Source organism: Kolteria novifilia (assembly GCA_007748055.1).
GTDB classification, from domain to species: Bacteria; Planctomycetota; Planctomycetia; order Kolteriales; family Kolteriaceae; genus Kolteria; species Kolteria novifilia.
This window is the reverse complement of record CP036279.1, coordinates 5,795,234-5,811,739: the sequence shown is the minus strand read 5'-3', so window position 1 is coordinate 5,811,739 and position 16,506 is coordinate 5,795,234. Positions and strand designations below refer to the sequence as shown.

General features: G+C 61.9%; 12 protein-coding genes. 5 read left to right on the top strand and 7 right to left on the bottom strand.

What is annotated here, in order from left to right; genetic code table 11:
- Nucleotides 1–33 precede the first annotated feature (33 nt).
- Together Pan216_RS21355 and Pan216_RS21350 are read right to left on the bottom strand one after the other, a co-directional pair.
- Complete coding sequence (locus Pan216_RS21355) at nucleotides 34–819, bottom strand: HEAT repeat domain-containing protein (protein ID WP_145261183.1); 786 nt, start codon at nucleotides 817–819, stop codon at nucleotides 34–36.
- Nucleotides 820–879: 60 nt separating this feature from the next.
- Nucleotides 880–2,178 carry a Gfo/Idh/MocA family protein gene (locus Pan216_RS21350; RefSeq protein ID WP_419192817.1) on the bottom strand — a complete coding sequence of 433 codons (1,299 nt, stop codon included), beginning with the start codon at nucleotides 2,176–2,178 and terminating at the stop codon, nucleotides 880–882.
- Nucleotides 2,179–2,843: 665 nt separating this feature from the next.
- Between Pan216_RS21350 and Pan216_RS21345 the strand changes: the two genes are divergently transcribed.
- Nucleotides 2,844–3,779, top strand: coding sequence for a DUF1698 domain-containing protein (locus Pan216_RS21345; RefSeq protein ID WP_419192816.1), 936 nt, complete (start codon nucleotides 2,844–2,846; stop codon nucleotides 3,777–3,779).
- Between the two features lie 218 nt (nucleotides 3,780–3,997).
- Here the strand turns inward: Pan216_RS21345 and Pan216_RS21340 are convergent, their stop codons facing one another.
- A complete protein-coding gene (locus tag Pan216_RS21340) occupies nucleotides 3,998–5,047 on the bottom strand; it encodes an FAD:protein FMN transferase (RefSeq protein WP_419192815.1) in 1,050 nt (349 codons plus the stop codon).
- Between the two features lie 368 nt (nucleotides 5,048–5,415).
- Here Pan216_RS21340 and Pan216_RS21335 point away from each other — a divergent pair, with 368 nt between their 5' ends.
- Both Pan216_RS21335 and Pan216_RS21330 read left to right on the top strand, forming a co-directional pair.
- Nucleotides 5,416–6,555, top strand: a complete 1,140-nt coding sequence (locus Pan216_RS21335) for a formylglycine-generating enzyme family protein (RefSeq protein WP_145261177.1) — start codon at nucleotides 5,416–5,418, stop codon at nucleotides 6,553–6,555.
- Nucleotides 6,555–7,841, top strand: coding sequence for a Gfo/Idh/MocA family oxidoreductase (locus tag Pan216_RS21330; RefSeq protein WP_145261175.1), 1,287 nt, complete (start codon nucleotides 6,555–6,557; stop codon nucleotides 7,839–7,841). Before Pan216_RS21335 ends, Pan216_RS21330 begins: the two co-directional genes overlap by 1 nt.
- A 137-nt stretch (nucleotides 7,842–7,978) precedes the next feature.
- On the opposite strand, the gene Pan216_RS21325 is transcribed toward Pan216_RS21330, so the two are convergent.
- Both Pan216_RS21325 and hemG read right to left on the bottom strand, forming a co-directional pair.
- Nucleotides 7,979–9,844, bottom strand: coding sequence for a tetratricopeptide repeat protein (locus Pan216_RS21325; protein ID WP_419192814.1), 1,866 nt, complete (start codon nucleotides 9,842–9,844; stop codon nucleotides 7,979–7,981).
- A 479-nt stretch (nucleotides 9,845–10,323) separates the two neighbouring features.
- Nucleotides 10,324–11,742 (bottom strand): protoporphyrinogen oxidase, encoded by a 1,419-nt coding sequence (gene hemG, locus Pan216_RS21320; RefSeq protein WP_145261171.1) that lies wholly within the window; start codon nucleotides 11,740–11,742, stop codon nucleotides 10,324–10,326.
- A 325-nt stretch (nucleotides 11,743–12,067) separates the two neighbouring features.
- Here hemG and recR point away from each other — a divergent pair, with 325 nt between their 5' ends.
- Nucleotides 12,068–12,667, top strand: a complete 600-nt coding sequence (gene recR, locus Pan216_RS21315; protein WP_145261169.1) for a recombination mediator RecR — start codon at nucleotides 12,068–12,070, stop codon at nucleotides 12,665–12,667.
- A 99-nt stretch (nucleotides 12,668–12,766) separates the two neighbouring features.
- Nucleotides 12,767–14,248 (top strand): RNA polymerase factor sigma-54, encoded by a 1,482-nt coding sequence (gene rpoN, locus Pan216_RS21310; RefSeq protein WP_145261167.1) that lies wholly within the window; start codon nucleotides 12,767–12,769, stop codon nucleotides 14,246–14,248.
- A 213-nt stretch (nucleotides 14,249–14,461) separates the two neighbouring features.
- On the opposite strand, the gene Pan216_RS21305 is transcribed toward rpoN, so the two are convergent.
- Nucleotides 14,462–14,749, bottom strand: coding sequence for a hypothetical protein (locus Pan216_RS21305; RefSeq protein ID WP_145261165.1), 288 nt, complete (start codon nucleotides 14,747–14,749; stop codon nucleotides 14,462–14,464).
- A 251-nt stretch (nucleotides 14,750–15,000) separates the two neighbouring features.
- Nucleotides 15,001–16,503: a fibronectin type III domain-containing protein gene (locus Pan216_RS21300; protein ID WP_145261163.1), complete on the bottom strand. Its 1,503-nt coding sequence runs from the start codon at nucleotides 16,501–16,503 to the stop codon at nucleotides 15,001–15,003.
- Nucleotides 16,504–16,506 lie beyond the last annotated feature (3 nt).

The window sequence follows — 16,506 nt, the reverse complement described above, 5'->3', positions numbered from 1 at the left end:
CGAACATGCCAATCGGGAGGACGATCGGTCCGACTACCCCAGACGGCTGGCGATGATCTTGGCGGCCTTCTGCTGAGGCTTGAGCGCCCTCTTGTCGGCGGTGATCGCTTGGCAGACCTTCTTGGCTGCTTCCTTGTTGCCGGCGTCGGCGAGCGTGCCGGCGAGGCGGACGCGATACATCTGCAGCGCGAGCAGATCGCGACCCTGGGCCTTGGCGATCGCTTGGGCGAAGGCCTGATCGGCGGAGGGGTCGGTCTGGTTCGCGAGCGAGTTGAACGCCGCTTGGCGAACGCCCGCGTTCTTGTCGTTGGTCAGCGACGTGAGGGCGCCGACGACCTCTTTGCCCTGGCGGAAGCCGAGGGCGTTGATGCAGCCGATCCGGAAGTCCGGGCCGAGTCCGTTCTTGGCGAACTCGATCAGGCTGGCCGTTGACTTCTCGTCGGTCATCCGGTCGAGCGCGAACCGCTCGGCCTCGCGAGCGTCGATCTCGTTCATCGCCTTGCTGATCGCCTCGACGTTCTGCTGGCCGCCGATCAAGCTGACCAAGCGGGCGAGTTCGCCACGAACCTTCTCGTTGTAGCGAGGTACCTGCTTCTCCCCGCGACGTTCCTTGACCGTCTTGGTCGCGTTGAGGGCGCCCGCCAGAACCTTGGCAAGACGCTCGCGCTCGGCCTCTTTCCCCGGATCACCGGCGGAGGTCACTTTTTCGGTCAGAGCATGGTAGGCCTGGTAGGCCTTGCCCGGATCGCTGTTGGCGAGTTGGTCGATCAGTTTCTGCTCTTGGCTCGGAGGAGCTTCTTTCTCTTTGGTTTCCGGCATCGTGAGTCATTCCTTCGTGTCTTGATGATGTTCGGTTCTTGTTTTTGGCTCCGCGTCGGACTACATGGTCCAGGGAGAACGCATCGGCCGACGCAGCAGGAGGTTAGCCTGGGCGTCGTTCTCGAACTCTTCCTTCTCGGGATTCCACGTCAGTTCGCGGCCAAGGATCATCGCGATGTTGCCGAGATGGCAGACGGTGCAGGAGCGATGACCGACCTCCACGTCGCAGATCGCGCGTTCGCGCGAGGCGATGCAGTCGAGCCAGTTATTGTGATGGTGGTTGGAGAGGTAGAGGCGTTCGTCGCCACTGCTGAACTCGGTCTTGAGCAGCTCGGGGTTCGAGGCCTCGATCTTGCCGCGTTTGACGAAGACCCAGCCGTCGCTGCCGGTGAACATGACGCCATTGTCGATCTTGACGCCGTTGAGTTCGATCGGGCCGGAGTGACAGAACATCTTCACGCCGTCAGGATAGTCGTACTCGACGTCGAAGTTGAAGAAGACGTCGTGCGGACCGTTGGGATGACGCTCGCCCTTGCCCTTGACCTTGAGCGGGCCGGAGCCGTCGGCGCCGATTCCCCACTGGGCGATGTCGTTGTGATGGGCCCCCCAGTCGGTCATCTTGCCGCCCGAGTAGGAGCTGAACCAGCGGAACTGGTAGTGAACGCGGTTGGGGGCATAGTCGACGTAGGGTGCCGGGCCGAGCCAGAAGTCCCAGTTGAGTGCCGAAGGGGGCGTCGCCGGTTTCTGCCAGGAGCCGGGATTGATGCCGCCGATGATGGTGTCGACTTGCTTGAGCTTGCCGATCTTGCCGTTGCGGACCAGTTCGCACGCGAGGCGGAACCGCTTGTCGGAGCGCTGTTGGCTACCGGTCTGGAAGACCGAGCCGTAGCGGCGCGCGGTTTGGACGAGCTTTTTGCCCTCGTCGATGGTGTAGGTGAGTGGTTTCTCGCAGAAGACGTCCTTGCCGCACTGCATCGCGTAGTTGGCGATCAGGGCGTGCCAGTGGTCGGGCGTCGCGATCAGGACCGCATCGATGTCGTCTCGCTCGCAGACCTCGCGAAAGTCCTCGTAGACGCCGACCTTTTTCTTTTTCGTTTCCCAGACGTCGCGAGCGGCGAGGTCGCGGTGATCGCGATCGACGTCGCAGACGGCCGCGACTTCGATGCGCGGGTTCTTGAGCAGCATGTTCTTGAGGTGGTGGCGACGTCCCAAGTCGCCGACGCCGATCGACCCGACAATGACCTTGTCACTGGGAGCGGGCTGACCTTCCTTGGAAAAGACGCTTGAGGGAACGATGGCCGGCGCGGCCATCAATGCTGCCGACGACTTGATGAAACGCCGTCTGGTCTGATTCTTCACCGGTGACTCCTCGCATAGTGTGATTCGGCGGGCGCGAAGAATGGCGCGCGATCCATCGGCCTCGTCGAATGAACCACGACGAACCTCCCCATCGCTAGCCTCGGCCCCGCCCTATGATCGAGCAGAGCGATCGGCGGATGCAAGATTTTTTTCAGTCCCCGAGGGCGAGGCGGCGGCACGTTGCGGGAGCTTGGGGACGGGCGAGGCCGCGAATCGCCCATTTTGCCAAGATGACCAGGCTGTGGTCGTGTCCCCAATTACGATTGCAGCGAGCGGCGTGCTAGGAGATAGTGCGGCACGAGAGAGTTGAGGAGTGCCTCCGCTTCGCGGGTGATTCCCGTTGGACATCACCCTAGTGCACGAAGCCGTCCATGTTTCAGGGTGCCACTGGCTGCTTGTCAGCCGGTGAGAATGGGTTGTGTAGTCATCAACCCGAATTTGGACGTTTGGCAGTGCAGTCGTGTCCTGCTTGGCAAGTTGGCTACCTGAAGGCTCGTTCATCGTTCGTGCGGGAACTTGCCGAATCAAAGGCGATTCCCGCATGCCCACGGCGAGCGTGGGCATGGCACCCAAGAGTTCTTGGGCGAAAGAGTGACCCATCAACACCCTCGCTTCCCGGGTGTCGCGGGCGCCACGACGGCGGAACATTCGAAGGATCGAACGACATGGAACCTGTACCCGTTCTCGACAAACGCCGTGCTGAACGCCTTGGGCCCGAAGAGAGGGCGGTCTTCGATCGCGTTCTGGTCGAGGAGATGGCTCGTCGGCAGTGGTACCACATCATCGACTTCGGCAACGGCGTCTTGTCGCCAGGCCGCGACGTGTTGAAGCCGACTTGGGAGATGATTCGGCAAGTCCGCCGAGACATGAGTTATCTCGGGAAGAGCGTGGTCGACATCGGAAGCTGGGACGGGATGTGGTGTTTCGAGGCTGAGGCGCTCGGGGCATCGCTGGTCGTCGCGACCGACTGCATGCACCACTGTCATGGACTCTTCTCGCGGGGGTTCGACAACTTCCTGCTGGCGCGCGAGCATCTCTTCAGCGCGGTGATTCCCTTCTGGAACGTCGCTCCCAGCAATCTGCGCGAACGGCTCAACGCGCTTCTCTTCGCCGATCCGCGACTGACCCAGGGCTTCGACATCGTGCAGCATCTCGGGGTGCTTTATCACCTTCGTGATCCGATGCTGAGTCTCGCCCAGGCACGTTCCGTGCTGCGGACCGGGGGGACGCTTCTGCTCGAGACCGCGTTTCATCAGACCGAGGACCGGGCCTCAATGTGGTTCAACGCGGGGCGCAGCGAGATCTATCCCGACTACTCGACCTGGTGGGCGCCGAGTTTGCGGTGTTTGAAGGAGATGCTCGAGACCTCGCTCTTCGAGGTCGACGATTCGTCGATTCGGTTTGTCGATGTCGATGGGCCGGCCGGTCGCGTCGCCCTTCGTGCGAAAGCCCGGGCGCCAGAGCGTTCCGTCGCGGAACATTACACGATCGATCCGGCGTTCAATCATGGCTTTGGCGACGAGGTGGCTCGTTTGATCCCACCGCCGACCAAGGAGATGTACCGAAAGAACAACGAGGAACTCTTCGGGAAGGAAGAGTGAGGCAAGAAAAAGCCCAGGTCGGCTCCTGGTGATCACGGTACCAAGAGCCGACCTGTATTTTGGCTATCGAAATCTTATGCGCTCACTTTAGTTACCGACTGGCGCCTCTGGCATGGTTGAGGGTAACCGCCGGACCTCCGTGAGGCTGAACGACCCAATGAAGGTGAACGTTCAAACTTGACATCACCATCGTTGCCGATTTGCGGACAGAATGCCCGTCATTTCTCCCCTTTTTTCCGATAATTCGGCGTAATCGGTAACCTTTTCGACCATTTGCTGCGCGATTCCGACGACTTCTGCCCCGAAACGTTCACGATGCGACACGACACTCCCTCCCGCTCGTCGATCAGGGCAAGTCCCTCCTCCTCTCCCAAGACGCTCACCGCGGACGCCAGCGCGTCGGCTTCGGTACCACTCGGGGCGATCACGGTGACCTGTAGTCGGCTAGTGAGGGCATGTCCCGTCCGCGGGTCGATGATGTGCGAGTAGCGTTTGCCCTCGAGTTCCACGAATCGGGAGGTATCCCCCGAGGTGGCGATCGCGAGGTTGTGGCAAACGATACTCTCGCTGGGCTCGCCGGGAACCTCTTGCAGGGCGATGGTCCATCCGGGGCGTCCGGGGGGCGGGTCGCCAACGACGATATCGCCGCCGGCATCGATCATGGCCTTGGTGATTCCCTTCTCCCGGAGGACCTTGAGGACTTCATCGCCGGTGTAGCCCTTGGCGATCCCTCCGACGTCGAGTCGCATCCCTTCCATGGGTAGCCGAATGGCTCGCCGCACCTGGTCGAGCTGGATCTTCGCGCACCCGACGAGGCGTTGGGCTTCCTGGAGTCGCCGGGGATCGGGCAACCGGTGGCGCGTTCGGGCACGGCGCCATTCTCGGATCAGCGGGGCCGCGCTGATGTCGAACGCACCGTCGGAAAGGCGGGCGAAGTCGTTGGATCGCTGGACGACGGCGAAGAGGTCGGCGGAGACTTTGCGCGGAGGGCCGCCGGCCGCGCGGTTGAGTTGGCTGATGTCGCTCTCGAGTTCATAGTCGCTCAGCAGCGCATTGAGTTCGGTGACCCGGGCGAACGCGGCGGAAGCGGCGTCGTCGGCCTCCCGCTCGGTCTTGGCGTAGAGGACGAGGCGAAACTCGGTCCCCATGTGGGGCTCTTGGTAGGCGAACCGCTTCAAAAGAGGAGCTTGCTGATCGTGCCGGTGATCGTTTGGCGAGCTTCCAAGAAGGAGCGCTCCCGCGAGGAGCAGGAGGGAGGGGCTGATCATCGAGTGATTTCCGAGTTGGGGACGTTCGAGCGCGGATCGTAGCTGCTTTGGCAACTCCATTGTACGCCGTTGGTCGCCATGACGTCACCTCGTCGGGGGGGCGAGACGGCAACTCGCGCAAGGTGGGGCGACGTTGACGCAAGTATTTGGCTCTTCGGGGACTATCGCGGCGGACGAAGGTTGCGATTCCGAAAATGGTCGTTTACCATTCCGGTTGGTTCCGGCTCGGCCGGTGTTGGTTCGTTTCCGTCGTCGGCGCTGCAATGGCGTCGAGTTCTCGGGATGAGCAATCGCCGGCCAACATGCCGCCTGGGGACTTCTGCTAGGAACGGAAGTCGTCTCGAAGACTGTTCAAAGGTTTGTTTTCCATGCCAACGATGGGTCGGCGGTGGGCCAACCGCGCTCGCCTCCTCGCTTTTGTCTCTCCTCTGCTGATTGCAATCGGTTTCGTGTCGTATTCCCATGCCGGGCTCCCTTCCGACGTGAAGAAGTGGGAGAAGTCGGAAAAGGATCTCGACGAACGTTCACCCCGGGTTCCCGACGCGGACCCCTCACTGCGCCGGGTCGCTGACTCTCCGGAGAAGCCGATCACGCCCGGACCCGACTTCAAGACCTACGTCCAGAAGATCCCTGGGACGGAGTTCACCATCAAGATGATCCCGGTGAAGGGGGGACGCTTCACCATGGGAGCCCGCCCGGAGCTGATCGAAGAGCTGGGCGTCGACAACGAAGGTCCGATGACCGAGGTCGAGGTGAGTCCCTTCTGGATTCAAGAGACCGAGATGTCATGGGAGATCTACGACGTCTTCTCGTTCGCCTACGACGTCAAAGCGGGGGAAGAGTTGAAGAAGAAGGGTGGCAAGCTCACCCCGGCCGATCTCGCCGCCGATGCGGTTTCCCGGCCGACGCCACCTTATGAAGACATGACTTTTGGTTACGGTCACGACGGCAATCCCGCGCTCTGCATGACGCACTTCGCCGCGATGCAGTTCTGCGAGTGGCTCTCCGCGAAGACGGGCAAGCATTACCGGCTGCCGACCGAGGCGGAATGGGAGTTGGCCGCCCGAGGGGGAACCAAGACCGACTTCCACTTCGGCAATGATGCGAAGATGCTCGGGGAGTACGATTGGTACTTCGAGAACGCCAACGACAAGCCGCAGAAGCTGAAGCTGAAGAAGCCGAACCCGCTCGGGCTCTTCGACATGCACGGCAACGTCTCGGAGTGGTGCTTGGACAAGTACGTCGATGACTACTTCGCGCGATTCCCCAAGGACAAGGTCATTCGCGATCCGCTGATTATCACCGATGAGAACGAATACCACACCGCTCGCGGTGGTTCCTGGATCGACGATGCCGAGCTGTCGCGTTCCTCCTCGCGCCAAGGGGCGACCGAGGATTGGAGCTCACAGGATCCCCAAATTCCCAAGAGCGTCTGGTACCATACCGATGCGACGAATATTGGCTTTCGAGTAGTGCGACCTTATCGACCTGGAGAGGAGACGAAGTAATGGATCATGCGAACACGCCGAAAAGCGCGTCGGAGAGCCGGCGCGACTTCATGAAGGCCACGACGTCCGCGGCGGCGATCGCCGGGATGGGACTGGCCGGAAGGGCTCACGCCGAGGGCAAGGACGTCATCAACGTCGGCTTGGTCGGCTGTGGTGGACGTGGCACGGGCGCCGCTTTCAACTCGCTCCAGGCGGATCCGGCCACGAAGATCGTCGCGATGGCTGACGTCTTCGAGGACCGCATGGACAGTTCCTTGAAGCGTCTGCAAAAGAAGTGGGGCGATCGCATCGCCGTCAGCGACGACAGCAAGCATCTCGGCTTCGACTCCTACAAGAAGGTGGTCGACGCCGGCTGCGACTACGTTATCTTCGCGACGCCTCCCTATTTCCGTCCCGAGCACATCGCTTACGCGGTCGAGAAGGGGATCAACATCTTCAGCGAGAAGCCCGTCGCGGTCGATCCGGTCGGAGCTCGCTCGGTGATGAACTCCGGTGAGGTCGCCAAACAGAAGGGATTGTCGTTCGTCGCGGGAACGCAGCGTCGTCACCAGAAAGAGTACCTCGACGTCTACGGCAAGGTCCAGGACGGTTCGATCGGCAAGGTCTTGGCCGCTCGCTGCTACTGGATGATGAATCAGCTCTGGTTCCGCAAGCGCGATCCGAAGTGGAACGACATGGAGTGGATGATCCGCGACTGGGTCAACTGGGCTTGGCTCTCGGGCGACCACATCGTCGAGCAGCACGTCCACAACCTCGACGTCTGCAACTGGTACCTCAGCAAGGACGGTACCGTCATCAACCCGGTCAAGGCGGTCGGCATGGGTGGTCGGGCTCGTCGTGTCACCGGCGACCAGTACGACTTCTTCGCCGTCGACTACACCTACCCGGGTGATGTTCACGTCGCGAGCTACTGCCGTCAGATCAACGGTTGTGCCCGCAACGTCGGCGAGGAAGTGGTCGGCGAGAAGGGCATGGCCCGCCGCGAGGGGATCGTCGGTCCGAACCCGTTCAGCACGCGGACCAAACGCGGTCAGAAGAACACCAACCCCTACGATCAGGAGCACATCGACCTGATCGATTCGATTCGCAACAACAAGGGGCTCAACGAGGCTCACAACGTCGCGACCTCGACGCTCACCGCGATTATGGGACGTCAGGCCGCATACACCGGCCTCGAGGTCACTTGGGAAGACATGATGAGCTCCGACCTGAAGCTCGGCCCGGAGAAGATCGACTGGGACGTCAAGCTTCCCACGACCGGCGTTCCGGTTCCCGGCAAGGCGTAAGCCCTCCTCATGGCCGATCGGTCATGCGGACAGTTTGAAAAACGCGAAAGAGCAGGTCCCCAATGGGCCTGCTCTTTTTGCGTTGGACGGTGCGGTCTCGCAACGAGTCGGGGCGCGGACGCACACTGGCGATGTCGCTAACGATCGGTCGTCTCTTTCACCTCAGCGGTCGTTTTTTCGACCGATTTCTCCTCTTTTTGAACCGTTTTGGACGATTTCTTCGCCGTATTGGCTCGCCAAGAGTCCGATTTCGTCTCGTCCTTCTCCGTCCGGTCGCTCTTCGCGATCGCCACGGGAATGGCCCGATGACGCGTCGGCTGCGGGAAGAGGTGGCTGACGGCCGTTCCGGAGTCGTTGAGCCGATGCTCGTGGCCGATCAACTCCATCTGCCGCAAGAGCGAGGAGGCCCATTGGCCTTCCCCGGTGCTGGCTCCGTAGTCGATGACGACGCGATTGAGCTTCTCGACGAGCTGCTGACATTCGCGGAAGGTGACGCCGCTCGCCCCCAAGAGGAGTTCGCCCTGGACGACGGCGAGATTGGCTTGGGCACACGGTTCTTTCGACGCCGCGGCGGCCTGCCAGTCGGCCATCGCCTCGACCCGATTGCCGGCGGCCCAATGGATCCTGCCGCGGTTGAAGCGGAACCGGGGGTTGGGAGATAGGGCGACGACCTGATCGGCGTACGCGAGCGCGGCCTGGTGCTCGCCGAACTCGCTGCTGACGACCGCCAGGTCGTTAAGCACTTCCGAAACGTTCGGCTCAAGCATCAGCGAGGCGAGCAGGTAGACGCGAGCGAGCCGCTTGTCGGCATCGCTCATCTCCGCGTCGCCGAGGTGGCACTTCGCCAGTCCGTAGAGGGCCGACGAAGCTTCCCTGCGAAGTCCGCACGAGGCGGCGATCATCCGAGCGGCGTTCTCCGGGGAGATGGTCCCCTTCTCGAGAGCGACTCGACCCTTCTCGGTGCCAACGAGGATCTCCTTGGCGGTCACCGGCTGAGAGCTACCGAGGATGGACGGCCCTTGCCATCCGCCGAAGGCGAGCCCGTCACTCCACTGCGTCAGACTCGAAAGAAACTCCTTCCGAGCTTCGCCCGTCTTGTTTCGCATCAGGAGGGTCCAACCCTGGTTGGTGCGTCGATCGAGCTGCGAGAGCTTTGACCGCAGCGCGAACCCCTCCTTCGGTCGCTGCGAAACCTCGTGACACAAGGTGAAGGTCACGGGCGTCGACGTGTCGGCGGCGCGGCGGACGGGAAGATCGCGAATCAACGCCGGCGTGGTGCCATAGGCGACGAGGATCGAGCGATGAGGGCGCTTCTTGCCGGTCTTGACGAGATCGGGCCAATCGGGCGTTCCGTCCTCGTTCCACGCGATCGGTTCGCGGAGATAGTAGACGTTGTAGCGGCCTTCCGGGAGTTCGTGGAACGCGGTCGACGCCTTCTCGACTTCACGCCAGCGGACCAAGCCTCGCTTCGGTTCGTCCATTTTCCAGATCAGCACCGACTTGACCCAGGTCTTGGGCTTCTCGGCGCTTCGCTCGACGATCGGACCTCCGCGGCGGTCGCTTGGGCGATAGGCCTTGGTCTTGGTGGGGACCGCGATCACGACGTCGGAGCTCTCGTGGATGATCGTCGGAAAGTCGACCGCACGCGCCTCGTCGAGGCGAGCCGACAGGACTGCCGACTCCACGGCCGATCCCTCGATCGTCGCCACGGGCTGGTCGAAGGAGACGAGCTTGACCGGGGAGGGCGTCTGGCTGCTCGGCTTCTTCGCTTCGCGGATCGTGGTCGATTTCCGGCTCGACGCGAGGTGGCGGAAGGGGCCCGCATTGTTGTTCGAGACCATCGACGACGTCGACGAACAACCGACCGTGAGGAAACCGGCAGCGACCACGAGGCAAAGGGCCAGCGAACGCTTCATCGGGACGAGCAGCCGCGAGGCAAGGTGGCGAACGACGTGATCCATGCTCTCGACGCCGGTCGGTTCGATGGTCATTCCGTCATTCATGCTATTCGTGTCACTTTCCATCACTTGCCCTTCTCCTGGCCGACGAACTGGCGGACCACGGGCGTTGTTCCCGGCGCACGGCAACGGAAACATCGCCATCTGAAGGTGGGATCGGATCGGTTGTGTCGGCTACTCCAGCGGGAACGGCACGAAGATTGAGGGATGGTGGGAGTCTGGGAAGGAAGTGACGGTTAGGAGTTCCGCGAATGTCGTGAGAGGTGTTGGAGCCTGGTCGCCGTTGGGCAGGTTGGATGACCGAGGACGGCACGGTACCAGCATGTCCACGCGAGCGTGGGCATGGCATCCAGGTCGTCACCCAGGTCGTTTCTGACTCCCGAGGGAGATTGGCCGAGGGCGACGCGGTACCAGCATGCCCACGGCGAGCGTGGGCATGGCACCCAAGATCTGGGTATGCAACACCAAGTGCGCAACACATGACAGGCCACTCATGGGGATGTGGGAGCAAATGCACGAGCAGTCTACGACGATGACGGTCGCGTCTTGCGGAGATAGGTGGCGGTTTCGTTCGCGATCAGCTCGGCGTTGTGGGTGCAATCGTTGAGGGCGACGCCGCGGTAGCAGTTCCCGGTAAGAAAGAGCCCCGGATGCTCCGCACGACGGGCCTCGATGCGCTCCAGCCGTTCGAGATGGCCGAGCGGGTACTGGGGAATCGCTTGGGGCCAGCGATGGATCCACGAGAAGGTCGGTTCCCCGCGCAGTCCCACGCTCTCCTTGAGCTCCGCGGCGACCGTTTCGATGATCGCTTGGTCGTTCCAGCCGACGACATCGCGCCGGTGAGCCCCTCCCAGGATCGCTCGGAATTGAAACATGCGATCGGGAGCCTGGTTGTTGAAGATCGAGCTGATCCACTGGACGCCGAGGACCGGGCGCCCCTGACCCTGGGGGGAGAGATAGCCGAAACCGCTGAGCCCTGGCGGAAGAGCCTCGACGGAATAGCCGAGCGAGGCGACGACGCAGGCGGCGTAGGGGATCTCCGAAATCTCGCGGGAGAGCTCTTCGTCGACGAGTTGAAGAAGCGTCGCTTGGTGAAACGCGGGACACGCGAGGACGACCGCGTCGGCATCCCACTGGCGTCCGTCCTGGGCGTGTACTCGCCACGATCCTTCGGCGGTCCGTTCGACTGAGTTAACGGCGACGTCACCGAGGAGCGACTCGCCCAATTCCTCCGCGAGCCGCTGCGAGAGCCTGCCCATGCCGGCCTTGGGCGCCACGAGCTGGCTTCCGCGGCTTCCTTTGGGCTTGGGGGGCAAGCCTTGGAGCTGACGTTCGGCCCGTTTCTTTCGAGCGATCTGAATTTGGGCGGAGAGGAGGCTGCCGTACTCTCGCTCCATCTCGGCAAGCCTGGGGAAACAGGCGGGAAGGCTAAGTTGTTCGGTGTCGCCCGCCATGATGCCGGTGACGAAGGCGTCAAGGAAGACGTCGGTCGCTTGCTTGCCAAGTCGTCGTCGTCCGAAGCTCGCGATCGACTCGTCGGCCCCCACCTGGCCCTTGGGCATGAAGGGTTCGAGAAGAAGTCGTGTTTTGCCGAGCAAGCTCAAGAGGGGCGTGCTCAAGAGGCCACTCAGCGACGCGGGAACTTTCTGAAGCTTGCCGTTGAGAAAGAGGAAGCGATCGGCCGCGGCCGAGCTTGCCGTCGTCAATTCGTCGCTCAACCCGAGCGATTCACAGAGTGCCAGCGTGCTCGGTTTGTTGTCAAGGAAACCATTGGGGCCGAGTTCGAGCCGGTAGCCGTCGACCTCCTGGGTCCAGCATGTCCCTCCCGGATGATGCTTTCGCTCCAGCACGACCAAGGCCGCGTCGGGAGCAATACTCTTGAGGTGCCAGGCGGTGGTCAATCCGGAGATCCCACCCCCCACGACGACGATGGACTGTTGCACGTGTCATCCGGCCTGAGTACGGCTTTGGGCGTCAATGGTGTTCGAGCGTGCCTCGCCGAGATCCGGCATTGACTTGCCGATCGGAAGAGGGGAGGTGTCGAAACACTCTCCTTAGTGGTATCTTGCCCACTCTCATGCTAGCGAGATGACGGCGATCGGCACGGAAATCGCATGGAGATGGCGAAGGATTTCGTTTGATGGGCAGCAACTCTGATGCCATTGTGGAAAAACCCACTTGCTGAGTTCCCCGATCGTATCTATCAAGAGAGGGGGGGCCCGAATTGGATGATCATCGGGACGCAACCCATCGGACGAGGGATCGTGTGTGAGTCTGACGCCTAGTGTCGAACGACTGACGGAAGAGTTGACCCGATTGCCGGGGATCGGGCCCAAGTCGGCCGAGAGAATCACCCACTACCTGATGCAAGCTCGGGCTGAGGACGCGCTGAAGCTCGCCCGCGCGATCGAGGACGTCAAAACCAACGTTCGCCTCTGTCGGGAGTGTTTTAACCTGTCGGAGGGAACGGACATTTGCCAGGTGTGCCAGGATGCGCGCCGCGACCAGAGTCTGCTCTGTGTGGTCGAGCAGCCCCGAGACTTGATGTCCCTCGAGAAGACCGGCAGCTTCCAAGGCGTCTATCACGTGCTCCATGGGCGGATCGCCCCCTTGGAGGGAATCACCCCGGACAAGCTGACGATCGGGCCTCTCGTCGACCGCGTACGACGGGGGACGATCAAAGAGGTGATCATGGCGACCAATCCCACCCTTGAAGGGGATGGAACGGCGCTTTATCTGTCGAATGTCTTGGCCGACTACGACGTCAACGTGACGCGGCTGGCTCGCGGGTTGGCCAGCGGTACGGTTCTGGAGTTCGCCAATCGCGAGATGCTCGCGGACGCGCTCTCGGGACGGCAGAAGTTCTGAGCGACGGTGGAACGACCGATGACCATCGGAACGTTCCGACCACATGGATGGACGCCGGCATGTGACCGGTGAAGTAGTCACCCTTTTGGGTAGCGGAAGATGCGGCTCGACGTTTCTCAACAGATGCGAATGCTCCAGCAAATGAAGCTGGCGCCGCGCATGATCCAGTCGATGGAGATCCTCCAACTCCCGATCATGGCGCTCGAGGAGCGAATTCAGCAAGAGTTCGAGCAGAACATCACCTTGGAGCTGGGAACTTCCGCCAACGAGACACCGACAACCGACTTCGAAGCCGAACATGGGGCGACGACCGACGGCAGCCTGAGCGATCAAGAGAAGAGCGACGGGCCCTCCGACCAGGAGATCGACGCTTTCGAGCAACTGGTGGATGAGTGGAACGAGAACTTCACCCCGACGCACCAGCCCTCGCGACTTGCCGGCATCGAGCTCTCCGACAAGAAACAGGACGCGATGCAGAACATGGTCGGCCGGCCTTCGTCGCTGGAGGACCATCTGCTCGATCAGATCAACTTGGCCGACGCGGAACCACACATCATCGAGTTCGCCCGGCACATCGTCGCGAATCTCGATCACCGCGGATTTCTCACTTCGCCATTGAGCGAGATCCGGCTAACCTTCACCCATCCGATCAGTGACGAGGACTCCGAGGAAGCGCTCTTCCTGGTTCAGCAACTCGAACCGGCGGGCGTCGGCGCTCGCGATTTGCGGGAATGCTTGCTCCTCCAGTTGGAGAACCCGGAACTCGACATCGAGCACGCCGACGTCTTGCGGACGCTCGTCGCCAATCACCTCGAGGATTTGGAGCACAACCGGCTCCCGCAGGTCGAACGCAAGACCGGTTATTCCCTCGAACTGATTCGCGAAGCGATGGAGCAACTCCGCCACCTCGACTTGAATCCGGGCGGATCGTACGTCCCGACCTCGGTCCAGTACGTCGTCCCCGACGTGGTGATCGAACCCGACAGCAATGGCGACTTCGTCATCAAGATGAATGACGACAACACGCCGCGCGTCCGTATCAGCAAACAGTACGCCAACATGCTGCGTGAGAAGCGCGGCGACCCCAAGACGCTTGAGTATGTCAAGCGCAAGCTCACCGCCGCCCGTTGGTTGCTCGATTCGATCGAACAGCGGCGCAACACGCTCGAGAAGGTGACGCGCGCCATCGTCGAGCATCAAAAGTCATTCTTGGAGAAGGGCCCCGACGCGATCGAACCGCTGAAGATGCAGCAAATCGCGGACAAAGTCGGGGTTCACGTCACGACCGTCAGTCGGGCCGTCGACGACAAGTGGGTGCAGACCCCTCGCGGAATCTTCCCCCTCAAGCGCTTCTTCGGCGGCGGGACGACCACCGCCGATGGGCAAGAGGTTGCTTGGGATACCATCAAACGCAAGCTGACCGAGATCATCGATCAAGAGGACAAACGCAGTCCCTACAGCGACGACGAACTCGTCAATCGCTTGAAGGATCTCGGGTATCCTCTCGCCAGGCGAACCGTCACGAAGTACCGCAAGATGCTGGCAATCCCTTCGTCACGCCAACGCAAACAGCACGTCTAAGTTCGTCGGCTGCCTCTTGTTCCCCTCTCCCATGGGGAGAGTGAGCCTCTTGTTCCCCTCTCCCATGGGGAGAGTGGTTAGGGGTGAGGGGGCTTCCGTTCGACGAGGCGCTTTTGCCGTTTCGGGGCCTTCAATCCTTTCATCCGTCTCGCGTTGCTCGCCGACCTCTCCCCGTTGGAGAGGTGAAGTCCCTTCGCACTCGTTCTCGCGCAGTTAGTAGACGTACTGATAGACCGGCGGGTTGAAGGAGTAGATGAACCCGTTCGGACCCACGTAGTACGGGTAGACCGGCGCGACGCCGTAGGGATAGGGCTGCGTCCAGTAGATGTACGACGGGGGAGCGACGATCGGCGGCGTGTAGTAGCCGACGACCGGAGCGGCGCCGTAGGGGTAGGTCGGAACGTAGAACGAACGGCGCTTGTTGCCCCAAGCTTGCGCTTCGCTCGTGGCGAACGTGATGCTCAGAAGCAGCGCGGCGGCCATCAAAACACATCGGCGCATGATGATTCTCCCATCGTGACCCATTCGGGAAGTTGCCGCGTTCCTACGACAATGCCCAGGACGTCAAGCGAGCGGAGTCGTTCCCGCTCCGGCTCTGCCATTCTGCAAGAGGCGACGATCTGGGGCAATGGGTTAAATGGGATGTTTGCGTTGAGGGGGGCGAGCCATTTGTCGCCGTAGCACCCCACGTCGCGGGAAGACGGGCCGGGTGAGTGCCCGGCGATGTCTTCCCACGAACAGTCTCTTACTGGCTAGTTGGCCGCGAACGGAGCGACGCGAAGCAAGCGTCCCCCTTGCTCGATGTTCGCCAACGGCGGACGGGCGACCACGTTGATGTCGCCGACGTTGCCGGCTTCGTCGCGAGCCTCGATCCGGAAATGTTGTGAACCGTTCTTCGTGTTCGATTCGGGCAACTCCCAGACGAATCGGCCAGTTCCTTCCAAGGATTCGCCGATCTGTTTCCAGGGCCCTTCGGGATTCGTCGCGTAGAAGATGTTCGTCGATTCCGACGAAAGGTTCTGATCGGCGGCGGACCAAGTCAGCTCCACCATGCCGTCGCTGATCACCGGGTTCTTCGCGAGCACCACGGGGCTGGTCGTGTCGATCTCGACATACAATTCCGGCGTCGATCCGGGCGTCGGACGCGACATCGGGAGATCGGCATCAACGACAATGCGCAGCCCCCAGGTTCCATCGTGACCCAGTTCGGCCTCAATGGGAGAGGTCTTGTCGGTGTCGCGCGAGAGGACCGTCCAGTTCTCCCCGCCATCGGTACTGCCCCAGAGTTCGACGGGGCCGACTTCCTTGCCGCTCTTATCGACTTCGTAGTGGACGACCAGTCGCCGCGAGGCGCAGAAGCTGCGACCCTCGGGACGCAACTGCGCGTCGGCCGTTGCGCTCGGCATCTTCGGCGGCTCGGGAGCCTTTGCGGGTTCGGGCATTTTCGAAGGAGCCATCGGCGCGGCCGACTTCTCGGTGACCGCCGCGCTCGCCATTGCCGGCTTCGGCTCGGGCGTGTGGCTCGCCTGTTGGACGGGAGGCGACTTCTTCGCGAAGGCCCGAGGAATCCGGGTCGCGACGGTCTTCTCCTCCGCCTGATCGAGCGCGAAGGTGTCGACCTGACGCTTGGCGAACTGATTCTCCTCGATCATCACTTCCATGACGGTCGCGCGACCGGCCCGGTCGGTGATCTGGGCCTGGATCTTCTGGAACGACTCGTCCTGCTTGAACCAAACGAGATTCTTCTCGGGCGTCTCGATCGGGTAGGACTTCCACGCCGAGGTCTTGTCATCCCACACCGCGAGCCGCAACGCGTTGGCCTTGGGGTTGGCGTCGGTGACTTCCCAGCGGACTCCTCGGTGGCCACTTCGGCTTCGGATCGGCCGAAGCACGAGGTCGGGATCCTGGGAATCGACGAGTACCTTGAGTCCCGGTTCGACGGCACTGATGTCGCCAGGCGTTTGCCGCCCATCGCGATCGATCAGGGCGACGCTGAACCAGTATTCGCCGTCTCTCTTGGCCTGGAAGGTCACCGTCTTGGTATCGGGCTTACCATCCTCGAGACGTGTCCAGGAGTTTCCGTGGCTCCCCGAAACGAAGACGCGCACGAGCTTGATCCGCTCGCGCTCGGCTTCGTTGAGGTCCAACGGGATACGAAAGACCCGCTCGGGGCTGTAAATGAGATCACTTTCCGTGTCGCCGGCACCGAAGGCTAGAGTCGCCATCGCCGCCGCCATGGGCATCAATCCAAACATGGC